The 16,983-nt window shown below is 68.6% G+C and carries 8 protein-coding genes; 3 read left to right on the top strand and 5 right to left on the bottom strand.

The window, feature by feature from the left end:
• Positions 1-82: 82 nt before the first annotated feature.
• The 5 genes from BLU95_RS43555 to BLU95_RS00265 form a co-directional block, all read right to left on the bottom strand.
• The gene (locus BLU95_RS43555) at positions 83-967 is read right to left on the bottom strand and encodes a hypothetical protein (RefSeq protein ID WP_231978167.1); all 885 of its coding nucleotides are present in this window, start codon (positions 965-967) and stop codon (positions 83-85) included.
• Between the two features lie 768 nt (positions 968-1,735).
• Positions 1,736-2,668, bottom strand: a complete 933-nt coding sequence (locus BLU95_RS00280; protein WP_159424652.1) for a spirocyclase AveC family protein — start codon at positions 2,666-2,668, stop codon at positions 1,736-1,738.
• Between the two features lie 89 nt (positions 2,669-2,757).
• Positions 2,758-3,627, bottom strand: coding sequence for an oxygenase MpaB family protein (locus tag BLU95_RS00275; protein WP_093858091.1), 870 nt, complete (start codon positions 3,625-3,627; stop codon positions 2,758-2,760).
• Positions 3,624-8,849 (bottom strand): type I polyketide synthase, encoded by a 5,226-nt coding sequence (locus tag BLU95_RS00270; protein WP_286158669.1) that lies wholly within the window; start codon positions 8,847-8,849, stop codon positions 3,624-3,626. Before BLU95_RS00270 ends, BLU95_RS00275 begins: the two co-directional genes overlap by 4 nt.
• A gap of 33 nt (positions 8,850-8,882) precedes the next feature.
• Positions 8,883-9,086, bottom strand: a complete 204-nt coding sequence (locus BLU95_RS00265) for a DUF5988 family protein (protein WP_093858089.1) — start codon at positions 9,084-9,086, stop codon at positions 8,883-8,885.
• A 1,892-nt stretch (positions 9,087-10,978) separates the two neighbouring features.
• Between BLU95_RS00265 and BLU95_RS00260 the strand changes: the two genes are divergently transcribed.
• The 3 genes from BLU95_RS00260 to BLU95_RS00250 all read left to right on the top strand — a co-directional run bounded on the left by BLU95_RS00260 (position 10,979) and on the right by BLU95_RS00250 (position 16,825).
• Complete coding sequence (locus tag BLU95_RS00260; RefSeq protein WP_159424650.1) at positions 10,979-13,942, top strand: right-handed parallel beta-helix repeat-containing protein; 2,964 nt, start codon at positions 10,979-10,981, stop codon at positions 13,940-13,942.
• Between the two features lie 547 nt (positions 13,943-14,489).
• Positions 14,490-15,446: a terpene synthase family protein gene (locus tag BLU95_RS00255; RefSeq protein WP_159424649.1), complete on the top strand. Its 957-nt coding sequence runs from the start codon at positions 14,490-14,492 to the stop codon at positions 15,444-15,446.
• A gap of 107 nt (positions 15,447-15,553) precedes the next feature.
• Positions 15,554-16,825 (top strand): IS256 family transposase, encoded by a 1,272-nt coding sequence (locus BLU95_RS00250; RefSeq protein ID WP_093858086.1) that lies wholly within the window; start codon positions 15,554-15,556, stop codon positions 16,823-16,825.
• The last annotated feature ends 158 nt before the right edge of the window (positions 16,826-16,983 follow it).

Here is a 16,983-nt window from a genome sequence, read left to right as displayed (position 1 = left end):
GACGGCCCGCCAGGCGGGCCGTCAACAGGCTGCTGCCAGCCAGATGTCCTAAAAGGTTCGCAGTCGGTGGGACGTTCTCGGGTCAGCCAAGGGCCGAGCCGGCCTCACCGACGGTCCCTCGAAACCACTGTTCGATTCCTTCGGTGTGGATGGGCATCCACGCTTGAGCCACATCAGGTCGGCGCGAGGCCGCCGCGTCCAAGATTTTGCCCAAAAGATGGCTGGTCGAGCGGTCGTTCGCGTGGCTGATGTGCTCACGCTGCCTGGCCCGCGACTGCGAGACGCGCACCGACAGCTCGGAGGAGATGATCCGCTGGTTGATGAGCATGGTCATGAGCCACCGCATCGTCCGGCGGGCACGCTGGACAGTCCCGGGCTCGTCTTCACCAGCCATCCCCGCGCGGCCAGACGTTCCGCCTTCGACCGCACTCCCTCCACTCTCGCCGGGACCTGCTCCGGGCCGAGTGCTGCGGCGGGTTGCCGACAGGCCATCGTCACCCCGCCCGAGTCGCTGCCACCGGCCAGGATGTCCATGATTCGCCGGTAGTCCGGCGTGCTCTCCGCCGTGCCGGTGGAGGTGTTCTAGGAGCTGGGCGGCGTGGTTTCCGGTGGTCAGGGTCCTGGTCCTGGGCTTGTTGGGGTTCTTGCCCAGGCGGACCGGACGGCCGTAGTAGCGCCCCCAGTTCTCGTCGGCCAGGTTGTCCAGCAGATGTGGGGCGATGCCCGCGACTTCTTCCATCGCGGCGCGGACCGCTTCGGTGAACAGCTCCAGGCGGGTCAGGTCGCGGACCGCGGCCAGGACGTGGGTGGAGTCGGTGCGCGGGGTGGTGCGTTCCCGCACCAGGCTGGCCTCCTTCAAGTGGGCCAGCGCGAGGTCGAGGAGGCGGTCGGCGTGGTCACCTTCGGTGAGCCGGTCGCGGAGGCCGCTCAGCACACTGTGGTGGAAGCCGGGATCGTCCAGCTCCATGGCCATCGCGTACGTGAAGTCGATGCGGCAGCGGACTGCCTCGGCGGCTTGGGCTGGGCGGGCGAAAGGCCCGGCCGGCCGTCACGCGGATACCAGTCGGTGGAGTCCTCGTCATGCCACAGCCCGTCCAGGCGGTCTCTCACCCACATCGCCGCCGTACTGGTCGGGTTGCTCGCTCGCGAGATCTGCGCGGTCAGAGGCGGGACTTGATCACCGGAACGAGGACGGAGCGACAACGGACACCTCGACAGCTACTTGGGCACTCGGTACACCCTGAGCCTGCCCACGGAACACCTCGACGCACTGGGCAACTCCAAGATCACCGACGGAGTCAAGCTGAGGCGAACGACCATCAGGTTCGCCGCCACCAAAGCGTCAGAATCCAGGAACCCGTCGCCTTCGGTCCACCAGGGCGTAGAGCCGGCTGTCGAAGGCGGATGTCATCTGCACGCACCATGATGCCGTCTGGGACAGGGGGCAGCTCGTCAACCGGTTCCGCTCCCAACTGCGCGAGTACTTTTCCCCCGCGCTGCTGGCCTTTCACGGAGGTGGCAGGCTGGGACTCAGCTTCGACCACGCCCGCACCATCCTCGCCGCTGCCTCGACCTCGGCGACTCTCGCGAGCTCACCCGCAGCCAACTATCCCCCTGCGCGACCGAGCCAGCCGTAATTCGCCGTTCAGTCGACGACGAGATCGAGCGGCGCCTGCACGAGCTGTCCCGCAGGTTAGCAGCTAACAGAGGGCTCGGTACTGAGGAGGCCACGACCTCACCTCAAATAGGAAGGCAGGTCGGAGGGTGCAGGATCTCCGATGTATCCGATGAACGCGTTGAACGCCAGGTACCCGAAGGCAAGAAGGTTGCCGTAGCCGATGCCGGCGAGCAGCCGAGTCCAGTTCGCAGCGGGCGTACCCGAGCGCTCGAGCCCCCGGAAGATGTGAGGGGTGACACCGCGGACCCGCTGTCCGTACAGCATCATCGCCGGTAGGCTGAGGAACACGGAGAAGGAGACGAGCTCCGTGATCGGGAGCTGGTACCAGTGCCCACCGAAGATCGACAGCGAACGGATCGCCCCGGTCCAGGAGTACAGGCCGCCCACGAAGATCATTGCTTCTTCGCTGATGAATGCCATGGCGAGCCCTGAGACGAGACAGGCGATGAACAGGCGCCCCGTTCCCCAGGTCGGCCATCGCCGGTTGATCCGTGTGACGACGGAGGTGAGGGGCCATATCAGGACCATGATGGCGAACCAGGCCAGTCCGCTGGAGCCGAGTACCGTCATGATCAGTCGGTCGGGGGCGGGTCCGTGCCAGCCCGGCAGGTAGGGGCCCAGCCCTGGGGCGTGGACGGCGTAGTGGCTGTATCTCGCTGTGGCCGCGGCGTAGTTCAGGATCTGGTCCTGCCAGAACGACAGGGCGAAGCCGATGGCGAGGGCGGTGTCGAGCGTGACGCTGCCGGTGCGGCGGCATCCGCGTGACGCGATGACGGCCACACCCACGGCTCCCACGGCGAGCACGGCCTGCACGGCCCAGGTCATGACTTCGCGGGCCGGTGTTACCGCGGCGTCCCGGAACTCCAGGTGGAGGTTGCCGGCCGCGGCCCACCGGCTGACCACCCATACCGAGGCCACGAGGGCGACCGCTCCGAGGACGACCCACAGCATTCCCGCGCCGCGCCCGGTACGCGGGAGGACCTGTGACATCGGAGAGATCTGCCAGGTGCGTCGGAAGCGTGCTGGTGCTCGGCGTGGCGTGCGATCCGACTCGTCCGACCGGTCGTGCGGGTGGGCGCTCATGGCGACTGGTTCTCGTCCTTGGCCGTGGAGGGCACCGGGCCGAGGTGGTCGAGGGTCCAGCCGGTCGGGTAGCTGCGCGGGTTCGGCCGATAGGGGCGGTGGTCGGGGCGTGGAGGGGTCCTTCGGACGAGAGCGCCCCGCAGGGCCAGCGCGGTGCGGACGCTGCGGGTGAGGACGGGAGAGGCCTGCTCGAGGCCGAGTAACGACCGGACGTCCGGGGCGATGAGGGCGGCGGTGACCGCGGGGGCGTAGCGGCGTAGCGGCGGGGGCCACCAGCTTTGGACCACGCGGATGATCTGGTGGGCGACCTCCTGGTTGGCGGGATGGTAGCGGGCGCGTTCGCGTAGGGCTGTGGCGAACAGCTCGGCGTGCCCGTCCAGGTCGTCGGGGATGTCCTTGATGCCCATCAGACGGCCCATCCGGTTGTTGACGGCGACGAGGGCGCGGGATTCGTGGTCGCTGAGGGGGCGCCAGCCGTAGGCGTTGATCCATTGGATCGGCGTGAGGACGTGGGAGGCGAGGGTGGCCAGGTAGTCGTCGTTGGAGATGCCGTAGTGGCTGTGGATGCGGTTGAGCTTGCGGACGGTCGCGCGGCCGTGGAGGGAGTCGAGGCCGAGGCGTTTCATCTCGTACTCGAAGAGCATCCCGTCGTCGTAGCGTTTCTGTCCGTGGTGGCGGATCTGTCCGGTGGCGGCGAACACCTGGCTGACGGTGGGGAAGGCGCAGTCGTTCATGATGCCGAAGGCGAAGCCGAAGCGGTACTCGAACGGGAACTCGTAGCGGGTGACGAGCGTGGCGATCTCCTCGCAGTCGCGCTCGGGGTGGAGGGTACGGACGTAGTGCAGGCGGTCGTAGCGTCCTCTCATCGGACGTCCTCCTGACCGGTGGCCGCGTGGCCGTGGCCCAGGTGTTCGAGGAGCCAGTCGGCGAGGGCGGCGGGGCTGGGTTTGACCCAGATGACGCCGGGCTTAATGGTGACGTCCAAGGCGCGCTGGAGGCGCTGTTGGAGCTGCACGGCACCGAGGGAGTCCATGCCCAGCAGGATCATGTTGGTGTGTGCGCCGATGTGGCGGGTGGTGCCGCCGAGGAGCTCGCGGATGCTGTCGATGACGAAGGTCTCGAGGATCTGTCGACGCTCGCCCGGATGCCCGGCGGCGGAGACGGCCAGGCGTACGGGCGAGGTGATGTTCTCGGTGGGAGCGGTGTCGAGGATCGCGGCCATCAGTGGGGAGTGCCGCAGGTGCGGGTAGGGGGCGGTCCAGCGGTGTGCGTCCAATGGGGAGTAGGCGGTGGTGGTGTGGCCGGCCGCGAGGATGCGTTCGAGGGCGTCCATGCCGTCGGCGGGGCTGATGGTCAGGAAGCCCCGGGCAGCCAGGTGCTGGCCGCGGCCTACGTCTCGCCATGCTCCCCACTGGACGGCTGTGGCAGGCAGAGCGTGTGATCGGCGCCAGAGGGCCAGGGCGTCGAGAAAGGCGTTGGCGGCGGCGTAGCCGCCCTGGCCGGGGGAGCCGAGGAGGGAGGCTTCGGAGGAGAAGAGGACGAAGTGGTCGAGGTCATGCCCGGCGGTGGCCTCGTGGAGCGTCCAGGCCCCGGCTGCCTTGCCCCGCCAGACGCGTTCCAGGAGCGCGTCGTCCAGGGAGCCGAGGGTGGCGTCCTCGACCACGCCGGCGCAGTGGAGCACGCCCTTGAGGAGCGCGCCTCGGGCGGTCGCCGCTTGCACGCAGCGTGCGGCGACGGCGGGGTGGGCGATGTCGCCGAGGACGACCTCCACCTCGGCGCCCGCCCGGCGCAACGCGGTCAGGCGGGCGGCGGTGGGCCCGGTGGGGGCGGAGCGCGCGCAGGCTATGACGCGCTCGGCGCCGTGCCCGGCCAACCACTCGACGGTGACCAGGCCCAGGCCGCCCATGGCTCCGGTGACGACGTACGACGCTTGCGGGCGTACCAGGACGGATCCCGCACCGGGCGGCGGAGTGTCGCCTCCGGGGCAGATGCGGGCGACGTGTCGGCCGTCGGGCCGCAGCCAGGTCTGAGCGAAGGGTGGACCGGGGTTCAGCAGTTCGTCGGCGACGGTGTCGAGCGGCGTGTCCGGGCCGAATGCGAGCGAGCTCGCTGCGAGTTCGGGATGCTCGTAGGCAGCCGTGCGCAGCAGTCCGCCGAGTCCTGCTGCAGCCAGGGATGCCGCGGGGTCGGCGTCGGCCGAGGTGCGGGTGAGTACCATGAGGCGCGGTGGACGTCGGAGGGCAGCGAGCCGTCGCACCACGGCGACGAGCGCGGCCGTCTCCTCGTAGGCGGCGCGTGAGGGGTCGTGCCCGGGCCCGGGCCGGGCAGTGATGAATACGACGCCCTCGTAGGCCTTCGGGGCCAGCAGGGCCGTCGAGGCTTCGTTTCGGGACAGCCGGCTGGTGTCGGCGCCGCGTCGGCGCAGGACCTCCGCCAGTTCCCGGGACCACGGTTGGCTCGGGTCGGTGAGGAGCAGCCAGTGGGCCACGGATCGGGCGCTGTCGTCCTGTCGGGCGGGTTCGGGAACCCAGGCCAGGTGGGACAGACGGGAGGCGAACCGTTGGGCGGGCGGGGTGATGTTGGCCAGGCGCAGGCCGCGGATCTCGGCCACCAAGGTGCCGTCGGCGGTGAGCAGGCGGGCCGTGGCGGAGCAGGTGAGCTCGTCGGCCTCGTCGATCCGCACGTGCGCTGTGCGGGCGTGCGCGGCGCTTCCGAGGACGATCACGTCGTCGAATCCGGCGACGACGACGGGGCCGGGTTCGACGACGTGGTGGTCCAGCCACACGGAGGCGACGACCTGGACAAGTTCGTCGGCCAGGGCGGGGTGCAGGAGCAGCGCGTGGGAGGAGACCCGTGCGGAGGGGGCCAGACGGAGCCCGGCGACGGCCTCGTCCCGCTCGGGGTCGGTACGGATGTGGTCGATGGCGGTGAACGCGGGGCCGTGGAAGACGTCGCGGTGTTCGCGAAGGTGACGGTGGAGGCTTTCCGGCGGGCTGTCGTGCCATGCGGCCGTGTCGGGGTCATGCGTCGCGTCGTACTCAGTGGCGGTGCCCGCCGGGGTGTACCGGGTGACTGTGCCGCGGGCGTGCGTCACGGTTCCCTGTTCGGTGTGTGTGACGATCTCCACGCGCGCGGTGCCGCCGTCCGTGACCAGCGTGGTGGTGACCAGGGGTTCGGGGTCGAGGACCAGAGGGTGTGACACTTGCACGCGGCTGGCGCGGACGTGGGCGGTGCCGAAGGCGCGGGATCCGGCTGCCAGGATCATCTCGGCGAAGGCGGTGCCGGGCAGGACCGGCGTGCCGGCCACTTGGTGGTCAGCCAGCCAGGGCAGGCGGGTCGGACCGATCGGGGTCTGCCAGAGCCAGCGGCCGGCCCGCTCCGGGTCACGGACCTCGCCCCCGAGCAGAGGGTGCTCAGCAGCACCGACCAGGTGGGGCGCGATGAGGCGGTACGGCGTCCGGTCGCCGCCGTGTCGCTCCCGGTTCCAGGAGGTGGTGGGGACGTCGGCCAGTTCGCCCTGCGAGTGGCGGAGCCAGTCGATTCCGTGATGTCCGGCGCAGTGCAGGGCTGCGAGATGGGTGAGGAAGGCGCTCTGGTCGTCGGTTCCCTCGCGCAGGGTGCCGATGGCGACGACATCGTGGATGCCCAGTCGGCGCGCGGAGTCCTGGATGGGGCGAACGGCCAGGGGGTGGGCGGTGCACTCGACGAACACCCGGTGTCCGCGCCCGAGCGCGGACTCGACGGCGGGATGGAAGCGGACGGTGTCGCGTTGGTTGCGCACCCAGTACGCGGCATCGAGAGGGCCGGGGGTGAGGGGGTCGTGGGTGACGGTCGAGTACAGCGGGATGGTCGCGGTGGCAGGGCGGATGTCTGACAGGGCCTGGCCGAGGTCGACGAGGATGGGTTCGACCTGGGCACTGTGGGAGGCGACGTCGACGTCGATCAGGCGGGCAGGTACTCCTGCGGCCTCCCAGCGGGCCGTCAGGGCGGCGACCTGCTGGGCGTCCCCGGATACCACGGTGGCGCCGGGGCCGGTCAGCACGGCGAGGCTGACCTGGTCCGCCTGCTTCTGGCGCAGCGCCTTGCGCACGGAGTCGGCGTCCAGGAGGACGGAGGCCATCGCGCCTCCGGTAATGGTGGCCAGCCGAGCGGAGCGGCGGCAGATCACCTTCACCCCGTCCTCCAGGGTCAGCGCTCCGGCGACGACGGCGGCGGCTACTTCTCCCAGCGACTGTCCGATCACTGCGGACGGTTCGACGCCCCAGGACTGCCACATCGCGGTGAGCGCGAGCTGGACGGCGAACAGGGTGGGCTGGATACGGGCCAGCCCGGTCAGTTGCTCGGGGTGGGTGAGCACCCGCCGCAGCGAGAAGTCAGCCTCCGCGGCGATCAGCGGCTCGAGGCGGCCGATCACGTCCTGGAACACGGGCTCCTCACGGAGCACGCCCTGGCACATGCCCACCCGCTGGGAGCCCTGGCCCGTGTAGACGAACACCGGTCCGGGGTGCGCGGGCGGCAGGATCGTGCCGCCCGCGACTACATTCGGATGCTCCGTTCCCTCGGCGAACGCTTCTACGCCGGTGGCGAGTTGGTGCCGGTCGCGGGCGACGACGCACAGTCGCTGCTCGGCGTGCGAGCGCCGTACGGCCAGGGTGTGGACGATGTCGTCCAGAGGTGTGTCGGCTCCTTCTCCTCCTAGCCAGTGCGCCAGGTTTCCGGCGGCCAGGCTCAGTGAGGCGGACGACGTCGCGGACAGCGGCAGGAGTCGGGGCCGTCCGTCGGTCGGGGCACGACGGGTGGCGCGCGTGTACCGGGGTGGTGCCTCCAGCACCAGGTGCGCGTTGGTGCCGCTGACCCCGTAGGAGCACACTGCGGCCAGCCTGGGAGTGTCGGCCACCGGCCAGTGGGCCAGCCGGGTGGGCACGAAGAGCCGCGAGGCGTCGTCGCGGGGGATCGACGGGTTCCACTGTCGGAAGCCGGCGTTGGGCACGACCAGGCCGCGGCGCAGGCATTCCACCGCCTTGATGGCTCCGGCGATGCCCGACACCGGTTCGCAGTGGCCGATGTTCGTCTTGACCGACCCCAGCGCGCACCGGCCGCGGCCGCTGCCGTACACGGCGTCGATCGAGGCGTACTCGACAGGATCACCGACGGCGGTGCCCGGCCCGTGAGCCTCGACCAGACCGACATCACCCGCATCGATCTCGGCGCGTTCTACGGCGGTTCGGAAGACCTGCTGCTGCATCTCGGTTGAGGGCGCGGTGAGCCGGCTGGACTGCCCGTCGTTGTTCACTGCGCTGCCCCGGATGACCGCCAGCACCCGGTCGCCGTCTCGCTTTGCGTCCGTGAGGCGTTTGAGGAGGAGCACTCCGGCGCCCTCACCGCGCACGTAGCCGTCCGCCCGCGCGTCGAAGGCGTGGCACGCACCGCTTCGGGACAGCAGCAACGGCGCCTCCAGCACGTGCGTTTGCGGCGACAGCATCAGCAGTACCGCACCGGCCAGGGCGGTGTCGCACTCGCCCAGCGTCAGCGCCGCGCACGCGCTGTCCACCGCGACGAGCCCGGACGAGCAGTGCGTGCTGATCACCATGACCGGGCCTCGCAGGTCCATCGCGAATGCGATGCGCCCCGCCGCCCCGGCCGTGAAGTTCCCGAACAGGTAAGGGCTGTTGGGGGCCTCCTCAGGCGGTCGGGCCTCCCGGAACAGGTTGTCGGGCGCGTAGGTACCCATGTAGACGCCGGTTCGGGAACCGCGGATGCGGTCCGTCGGGATACCGGCGTGCTCCACCGCCTCCCACGCCACCTCGGCGAGGAGCCTGAACTGCGGGTCGACCGATTCGCGCTCGCTCGGCGCGACGGAGAGCGCGTACGGGTCCCATGCCCAGGGATCCCCGTCGATGAAGCATCCCCACCCGGCAGCGCGGGCTTCGTCCGGATCGTGTACGGCGGCCAGAGCGGACGCGTCCCACCGCTGCGGAGGAACGGGCCCCGCAGTCCGGTACCCGCCTGCGGCGAGGGCCCACAGTCCGGATGCGGAGCGCACCGACCCTGGGAAACGACAGCCGATTCCGATGATCGCGATGGGCACGACATTCGATGCAGACACCACACACCTCCCGGGCTACTCGGCGATCGCCGTGCTGTAGGTCCACCGCAGGACCGGGACTTCACGGCCGTCGACGGCCGTGCTCTCCCCGGTAGACTCGAAGTGATGCTGACGCCCGCCGAACGGCACTGACACCTTCTCCGGAGCCTCACGGCCGTTCACCTGTCTCACCCGCGGGTCCAGGTCCTCCGGGCCGCCCTCGAGGAACACGGTCACCATTGGGTCTCTCCTTCTTGCCGAAAGTCGTTCACGCCGACCGGAGCTGTGCCGGAGCCGACCAGGGGCGCGCCCGGAGGCTTGTGAACGTGGGATCGTTCGCGGCTTGGGCGCATCGGCGCCACAGGAAAGCCGGCGGGGTGACTTCGCCGCTCGTTCGACGAACGTGTCCGGGGGCGAAAGTTCTCAGCGAGCGGGACCTCGATTGGAGTCACCGCGTGGGACCTATTCATGCAGCGGTCCTGGGGGCTGTCAACCCTCCGGGCGAGCCACCCGGCGCGCCAAAGGTCCTCGCGCGCCCCCGGAAGCGGATCCGGGATGACCTACTGGGGCGTCCCGTGCCGCACGCCACGATCCGTCCTCAGGGTGCCCGCTTCCACAGTCCGGAGTATCGGGGCAGTCGCCCTCTGAGTTCATGCATCCGAGCCGGCACCGGGGGTTTCCCGTCGTATCGGGGAAGGTTGCAACGCCGAGGTCGTCGACACTGCCCGCATGAGCCTTACGGCAGGTCTCCCGGAGTGACGACCCGACCCGATCGACCGCCTCCGCCGGCATCTTACGGTGCGCGGACTCCACCGAGGGCAGCACGATCCGCAGCCTGCACGCACCGCGCCTCGGCTGCTCCAACTCGGCCTCCGCCAACCGCGAGAGCACCTCCACTGCTTCCGTCCGAAGGACCGAGGTGAAGCGCTGCGAGGCCCAGTACGGTTCGAGGCGTGTCAACGGCCCCTTGGCCGACGGATTCGTTGTTGACGTGACGGGCGCAATCCGGTGGGCGGTGGACGCCCGCTCCTGGTGCGCGCCGTCCAGTGCTCAGCGGATAGTGGTGGGAGCGGTTCCGGACCTGCAAGATGGCGACCGTCCCAACCAGTGGTGCTGAACCGCCGATCAGGCGAAGCGTCTCTGTGGCAACGTCGTTGAGGACGTGCGGTCTGTTCTTGGTGGGCTGAGTGCAGGTCGCGCGGCGCGGCGGGCCGGAGTTTGCCGCGCCCGGCGGTTCACACGTCGGTGGTTCGAAGGGTCCGCGCGCACCTGACCTTCCTGGGCCGGCCCGGACGGCAAGCACCACTGGGTCCTCCGTCGGTGGGCTGCCCCGTTGGCCGGCGCGCAGGCCGGCGGCAGCCGCTGAGACGCCGCCAGAACCCTCCGGCAGCCGGATGTCGTCCGGCCGGTTCACGGAGGGCCCTGCCACCCTGGTCGCCGACCGCGGGCAAACCGCGACACGTAACGGTCGCCTGCCGCAGTGGGGTGGCGACCGTGCCCTTGAACACCCACTGCGGCATCGCCCACGACTCCCTCCGGGGCAGGGCCGGGGCCTGCTCCAACTCGCCTGCAAGCTCCACGCCTCAACCTGAAACGATCAGTAAGGCCACCGGTCGCGTGCTGATGCGTCTCGTGGCCGCGAAGCCCGTCGATGCCCATTGATCGGATGTATGAAGTGATCCACTCTGGTTGGCCTGCCTCTCTACTGGTTCTTTTGACGACTCCCTAGACAAGGGGCACCGGCTGCGCGTTAATACATAGGACATCTAGACGCAGTAAAGGAATACGGCTACCGCGCGCCACGGGGTGTTCTCGGGTTTGGTCTACAGGCCAGGCCGGGTCAATCGCGTGCGGGTCACGCGTAGGCGCTGGCCCCTGTACGGGATGGGCCGCGCCAACAGCACCGTGACGGAACGGTCCGAGCGGACAGTCCATTACCCGGAAGACCGAGCCGCCGCCCTGCGGCTGTCCGCCTTCACGCCGTTCAAGAGGTCGCCGAGGCCTCGGTCTCTTCGCTTCCCAGTCTGCCCCCTCCACCCACCCATGGACTCGAGCCGAGGAGCTTCATGTCCAGACCCAGACACAGCCGCGGAAGTGCGCTCGCCGCACAGGTACTTGCTCTCATCACAGTTGTGACGGGGCTTGTCGTCGCCGGCACGGGCGGCGCTTCGGCGACGGCAACCTCCCTGTACGTATCCCCCACCGGTTCGGGTGGGGTGTGTTCGGTGAGTTCACCGTGCAACTTGGACGGGGTGAAGGCGCGGGTAGCAGCCTTGGCGCCGACCATGAACGCTGACATCAACATCGTTCTACGGGGCGGCACCTACCGTCTTGACAGCACACTCAACCTGGGTGTGAAGGACTCAGGTCGCAATGGGCACACTGTCGTGTGGGCCGCTTACCCCGGTGAGACACCGGTCCTGAGCGGGGCCCGGAGAGTATCGGGGTTCACTCTCCGCGATCCGAACCAGGGCATCTATCGGGCTTCAGTGCCGGCAGGAACACAGAGTCGGCAACTGTTCGTCAACGGCCAGCGTGCCCAGCGAGCCAGGAGCACGGTGGACCCGGCTGGGTTTACCCTCACCGCGACGGGCTTCGCCACCGCTGACGGGTCGTACCGGTCGTTGACCAACCCCTCGGCGGTCGAGGTCATCGACAACAACGCGTGGAAGCACATGCGGTGTCCGCTCGCGAGTATCACGGAAGCAGACAGCAGTGGTTCCAATCTCAATGTCGAGCCGACCTGCTTCGCCAACAACAGCACTGCGGTCATCTCGCGGGGCTTCCCGTTCAACGGCAGTGGTCTCCCCTCTCTCAGCGGCGTGACCTACCTCGAAAACGCCTACCAGCTCCTCGACGAACCAGGTGAGTTCTACTTGGATTCGGCGGCCGGCCAGCTCTACTACAAGCCCAGGCCGGGCGAGGATCTGGCCACTGCGGATGTCGAACTGCCTGTACTCGAGAGACTTCTCGACGCTTCCGGCACGCCCGGCCATCTGTCCCCGATCGACGACACCAACGCAGCGGTTCGGTATACCGGCAGTGCCTGGGAGGCCTACGGACCGGGCCGAAACCTCGGAGACCTCTACGACACCGTCCACGCGACCAAAGTCAACGGCGACTCGGTCAGCTACACCTTCACCGGAACCGGTGTCGACGTGATGTCGGAGACCAACTCCGACGAAGGCGCCGCCGACATCTACATCGACGGCACCTGGGTCCAGAACATCAACGCGTGGAACACCGATCGCCTGTCGCAGCAGGTGATCGCCTCGGTCACCGACCTGCCCAAAGGTCAGCACACCGTGACGCTGGTCAAGACGGGCGGGGAGTTCCTGGTCGTCGACGGCTTCACCGTGCTCCCCGATCCCATCGCGCCGGTGCATGATGTCGCCTTCCGCGGCCTGCACTTCGCGCACACGACCTGGAACGGTCCGAGCACCACCGGGTACGTCGACAACCAGGCCGGGGTCCTGTGGGACAGCGCGCCGGAACACAACCCTGTCCGTATCCCGGCAGCCGTGCAGGTGCATCGTGGCTCCAACATCACCTTCACAGGGGTGACAGTCACGCACGTCGGCGGGGCCGGCATCGATCTCGCGGACGGAACACAGCACTCGTCGGTGATCGGTAGTTTCATCGACGACGCGTCAGGCGGAGGGATATCCGTCGGTGAAGTCGACGACTACTACCTCACCGACACCCGGCGTATGACGACCGGGGACACGATCAGCCAGAATTGGATTTCCCGCGTGGGCCAGGACTACTCCGACGCTGTGGGCGTGTGGGCCGGCTATACCCGTGACCTGACCATCGACCACAACGACATCGGCCACACCCCCTACTCCGGCGTCTCCGTCGGTTGGGGCTGGGGCTGGTCCTCGCCCTGTGAGGACCAGGCCTCCCAAGGGCTTCCGTACTGCGCCCGCGGGACCATCTACGCGCAGGGGAACCGGGTCCTGTACAACCACATCCACGACGTGATGCAGGTCCTGCACGACGGTGGCCCGATCTACACCAATGGCGGTCAGGGCGACGGGTCGGTCCGCTCGGAGGTTGCCGGCAACGTGATCGAGGCCGGCAACCACACCAATTTCATGCTGTACCACGACGAGGGGAGCTCCTACTGGAACACCCACGACAACGTTGTCCGGTTCAACGGCCAGTGGTGGACCGGAATGTGGACGCCGACCATCCACGACATCGTCGGGTACCGCAACTACTCCGATCTGAAGGACTACGACTACAACCGCGGTACGAACGTCACGATGGACCCCGCTATCAGCCCGACGGACGGTGTCTGGCCACCGGCCGCGAAGGCGATCATTGCAGCCGTTGGCCCTGACGCGACCCGCAGTCCCCTCGCCGGCCGGATGGACGACGACGACACTGCCATCGACTACACCGGTGCCTGGAATGCCACCGGCGGCCGCGGCAAGGGCGAGTACCTCGACAACGTCCACTCAGCGAGCAGGGACGGCGACAGCGCGTCCCTCACCTTCGCCGGTACCTCTGTAGCCGTCGTCGGGGACAAGAACAGCGACCAGGGCCTGGTGGAGATCTTCATCGACGGTGAGTCGAGGGGACTCGTCGACACCTCACGCGGCACCTCCGAGGGCCGCCAGGTACAGGTAAGGATCTACTCCTCTGACACACTCGCCCCCGGTACTCACACCGTTCAGGTCGTCAAACGCAGCGGGACACGCATGGTTCTCGACGGCTTCCAGGTCAACGCCGTCGTCAACGACACTTCCCCCGCCATCGATTACGGCGGTCAGTCCTGGGTCCACTACACCTACCGCGGCTTCGGCGACCTCGCCGACGACGTTCACGCCACCACCGCCAACGGCGACACCGCCACCGTCACCTTCACAGGCACCGCCATCACTGTCCTGTCCGAGACCAACCGTGACCAGGGCACCATCGCCGTCAACCTCGACGGCGTCGTCCAACCCTCGGTCAATACCTACAGCGCCGCCCGCCACGCTCAGCAACCCGTCTACACAGCAACCAGCCTGAGACCTGGCCGGCACACGCTGACCCTCACGAAGACAGGCGGCACCTGGATGCTCATCGACGGCTACCGCATCCAGTGACGCAGCTTCACGTCGGGGTCCCTCGGCGGTCGACGGTCGGCCGAGACAGGGTGCCGCTGATCCTGCCCGCCTCCCGGGGAGCGGGGGCAACACCGGCGAAGACCGCAAGCGCCTCCGGGGAGGCGAAGCCGTCCGCACTACCGCCGACGCCGGCCTGGACCCGGCGCCGAGTACGGCGTCGACCCCCGGGACGCTCTCGACCGATGCGGCGACCTGATGCTCTCGAAGCCAGTCCCCGACGAGCGTGTCCGTCGCCGCGGGCCCGGAGCGCTACGCGGCCGGCCTGCACCTACGCGGATCGATCATGTGGCTGAAGTCCCAGACTCCAGCCACATGATCCGAACCTTGAACAGTTCCTGGCGCGGTGGCTGTGCTGCTGTGCGCCCACCCCGTGTGCGGTGCCTTGCAACTGTCACCGGGGCAAACTGGAACCGATCGAGGCAATGCGTCCAACGCCGGAGGGTGGAGCGTGTACACGATTCCGAACAGTTTCCCCTGTCCGTTCGATCTGGCGATCAACCCATTCACGGGCCGGGTTGCGGGCGAGATGTGGAAATGGATCGAGGAGGAGGAACTGGCGCCGAACGAGCGGGCGCGCGAGCGGGCACGGCGTTCAAGTATCGATCTCGCGTGCTCGTTCACCTGGCCCACCGCCGACCGAGAGGTACTGCTGGAGGGCATGAAGTGGATGCTGTTCTTCTTCCGCTTCGACGACCAACTCGAAGAGGGCGCCGTCAAGGGCGACCCACGGGCGGTCGGACACGCGGTGGAGGAACTTGTCGCGATCCTGGAAAACCGCGGCCGGCCCGGCACCAGCCGTCTGTCCCAGTCGATGGCCCGCACCTGGCGGCACACCCAGAATGCCCATCCTGCGCCCTGGCTGGACGTGTTCTCCCGCCACTACTGCGAACTGCTGCGCTCCTACAACGACCAATCCCGTTACGAGTACACCCCCGGCACTCGCGAGCTCCTCGGCATCGCCCAGTGGGAGGACTGGCGCGAGATCAGCTTCGGCATGGACTGGTGCTACGACTACATGGAGCCCGCGCTCGGCACCTACCTCCCCGACCCTGTCCGCCGCATGCCCTCCATGCTGCGACTACGGCGCGCCGCGTCCCTGCACATGGGCATGCTCAACGACGTGTTCTCCACCCCCCGCGAGGCGTATCAGGAACGCGCCTTCAACAGCCTCGCGATCCTGCGCCGGGACCTGGGATGCAGCCCGCAGGAAGCCGTGGACGAAGTCGTGCGGATTCTGGCGCACCGGGTGGAGCAGTTCCACGCTGCGCGCCTCGACCTGGAGAGGGACCTGGCCACCATGGCCGTCGACCCAGGAGACCGGACCGCCGCGATGGCGCTCGTCGACAACATCGCCATGATGGTCCGCGGCAATCACGACTGGCACTACCTGGTCATGCGCTACCAGACCGACGACGTCGCCGCCCCGACCGGTGCCTTCCGATACCCCGACGACCTCCAACAGCCCCCACCCGCTACCTACTGAGGTTTGCAAGGCAGGGGCCGAGCGTGTCCGAAAGATCGTGTAAGTCCGTGATGTGACAGGCTGGCCGAGGCTCGGCCTCGGGTCTTGGCCGGCCGGAACGGACGGACATGACTACTGACAGCGAGAACCCGGCCGTCGAGCAGGTCGGGGACGACTTGGTGGACGAGGTCGTCGAGCGGTTGATGGACCGCGCCGATGCCTCCGGGGCGGCCCTGCTGGGCGAGGGTGGGCTGCTGACCCAGATCACCCGGGCCGTGCTGGAACGGGCGCTGGAGGCCGAGATGACCGAGCACCTGGGCTACGAGAAGCACGATGTGGCCGGCCGGGGCTCGGGCAACAGCCGTAACGGCACCTCGCCGAAGACGGTGCTGACCGATGTCGGAGCGGTGACGGTGGCGGTGCCCAGGGACCGCAACGGAGAGTTCGAGCCGCTGCTGGTGCCGAAGAACGCGCGGCGGCTTGCGGGGTTCAACGAGCGGATCCTGTCGCTGTACGCCCGCGGCATGAGCGTGCGGGACATCCGCTCCCACTTGGCCGCCATCTACGGTGTCGAGGTCAGCCCGGACCTGATCAGCAAGGTCACCGACGCCGTCACCGACGAACTCACCGCCTGGCAGAACAGGCCGCTGGACCCGGTCTGGCCGATCATCTACATCGACGCGCTGTGGGTGAAGATCCGCTCCGGCGCGGTGAGTTCGAAGCCGGTCTACCTCGCGGTCGGGGTCGACATGGACGGCCGAAAGGATGTCCTGGGGCTGTGGGTCGGCTCCGAGGGCGAGGGCGCGACCACATGGATGGCGGTGCTGTCGGAACTGCGCAACCGCGGCGTCGAGGACGTCTGTATCGTCGCCTGCGACGGGCTCAAGGGCCTGCCCGACGCGGTGACCGCGACCTTGCCCCGCGCCACGGTCCAGACGTGTGTGATCCACCTGATCCGGGCGTCTCTCAGGCTGGCGTCCAAGCGGGACCACCCCAAGCTGGTGCCGGCACTGAAGGCTATCTACACGGCCGCGACCGAGCAGGCCGCCGAACAGGCGCTGGAGGAGTTCGCCGCCTCCGATCTCGGCACCCGCTATCCGGCGATCGTCCAGACCTGGCAGCGGGCCTGGCCCGAGTTCACGCCCTACCTGGCCTTCCCGCCCGCGATAAGGAAGGTCGTCTACTCCACGAACATGGTCGAGTCGATCAACTCCCGGCTGCGGAAGGCTACCCGCAACCGCGGCCATTTCCCCTCCGAACAGGCAGCGTTGAAGGTGCTCTACCTCGCCGTCCGGGAGCTGATCGCTCCCCGGGCACGCGACGTCAACCGCGTCGCCGCACACTGGAAGGAGGCGCTGAACCAGTTCTCGCTGTTCTTCGAGGACCGGCTCAGCATCTAATGATCACAAGTGACTTACACGAGGTCGCTGACACGCCCCAGGGGCCAGCCCTGCACGCGCGGGGACAAGGAGCGGGTCCCCGTCGGTGCCGGTGTCAGCCCTGCGTGCGCGCGGGGACGAGGCGAGGTAGAAGAGCAGGCGGCGGTAGGAGCGCGTGT

The organism is Streptomyces sp. TLI_053 (genome assembly GCF_900105395.1).
Lineage (GTDB): Bacteria > Actinomycetota > Actinomycetes > Streptomycetales > Streptomycetaceae > Kitasatospora.
Note: the sequence above shows the minus strand (reverse complement) of the source record. Positions and strands in the feature narration are given on the sequence as shown.

Bases quoted from the DNA above. Each gene is read 5' to 3' on its own strand.
- BLU95_RS43555 (WP_231978167.1), bottom strand. From the start codon at position 967: ATGGAGCTGGACGATCCCGGCTTCCACCACAGTGTGCTGAGCGGCCTC.
- BLU95_RS00280 (WP_159424652.1), bottom strand. From the start codon at position 2,668: ATGTCACAGGTCCTCCCGCGTACCGGGCGCGGCGCGGGAATGCTGTGG.
- BLU95_RS00275 (WP_093858091.1), bottom strand. From the start codon at position 3,627: ATGAGAGGACGCTACGACCGCCTGCACTACGTCCGTACCCTCCACCCC.
- BLU95_RS00265 (WP_093858089.1), bottom strand. From the start codon at position 9,086: ATGGTGACCGTGTTCCTCGAGGGCGGCCCGGAGGACCTGGACCCGCGG.
- BLU95_RS00255 (WP_159424649.1), top strand. From the start codon at position 14,490: ATGTGGAAATGGATCGAGGAGGAGGAACTGGCGCCGAACGAGCGGGCG.
- BLU95_RS00250 (WP_093858086.1), top strand. From the start codon at position 15,554: ATGACTACTGACAGCGAGAACCCGGCCGTCGAGCAGGTCGGGGACGAC.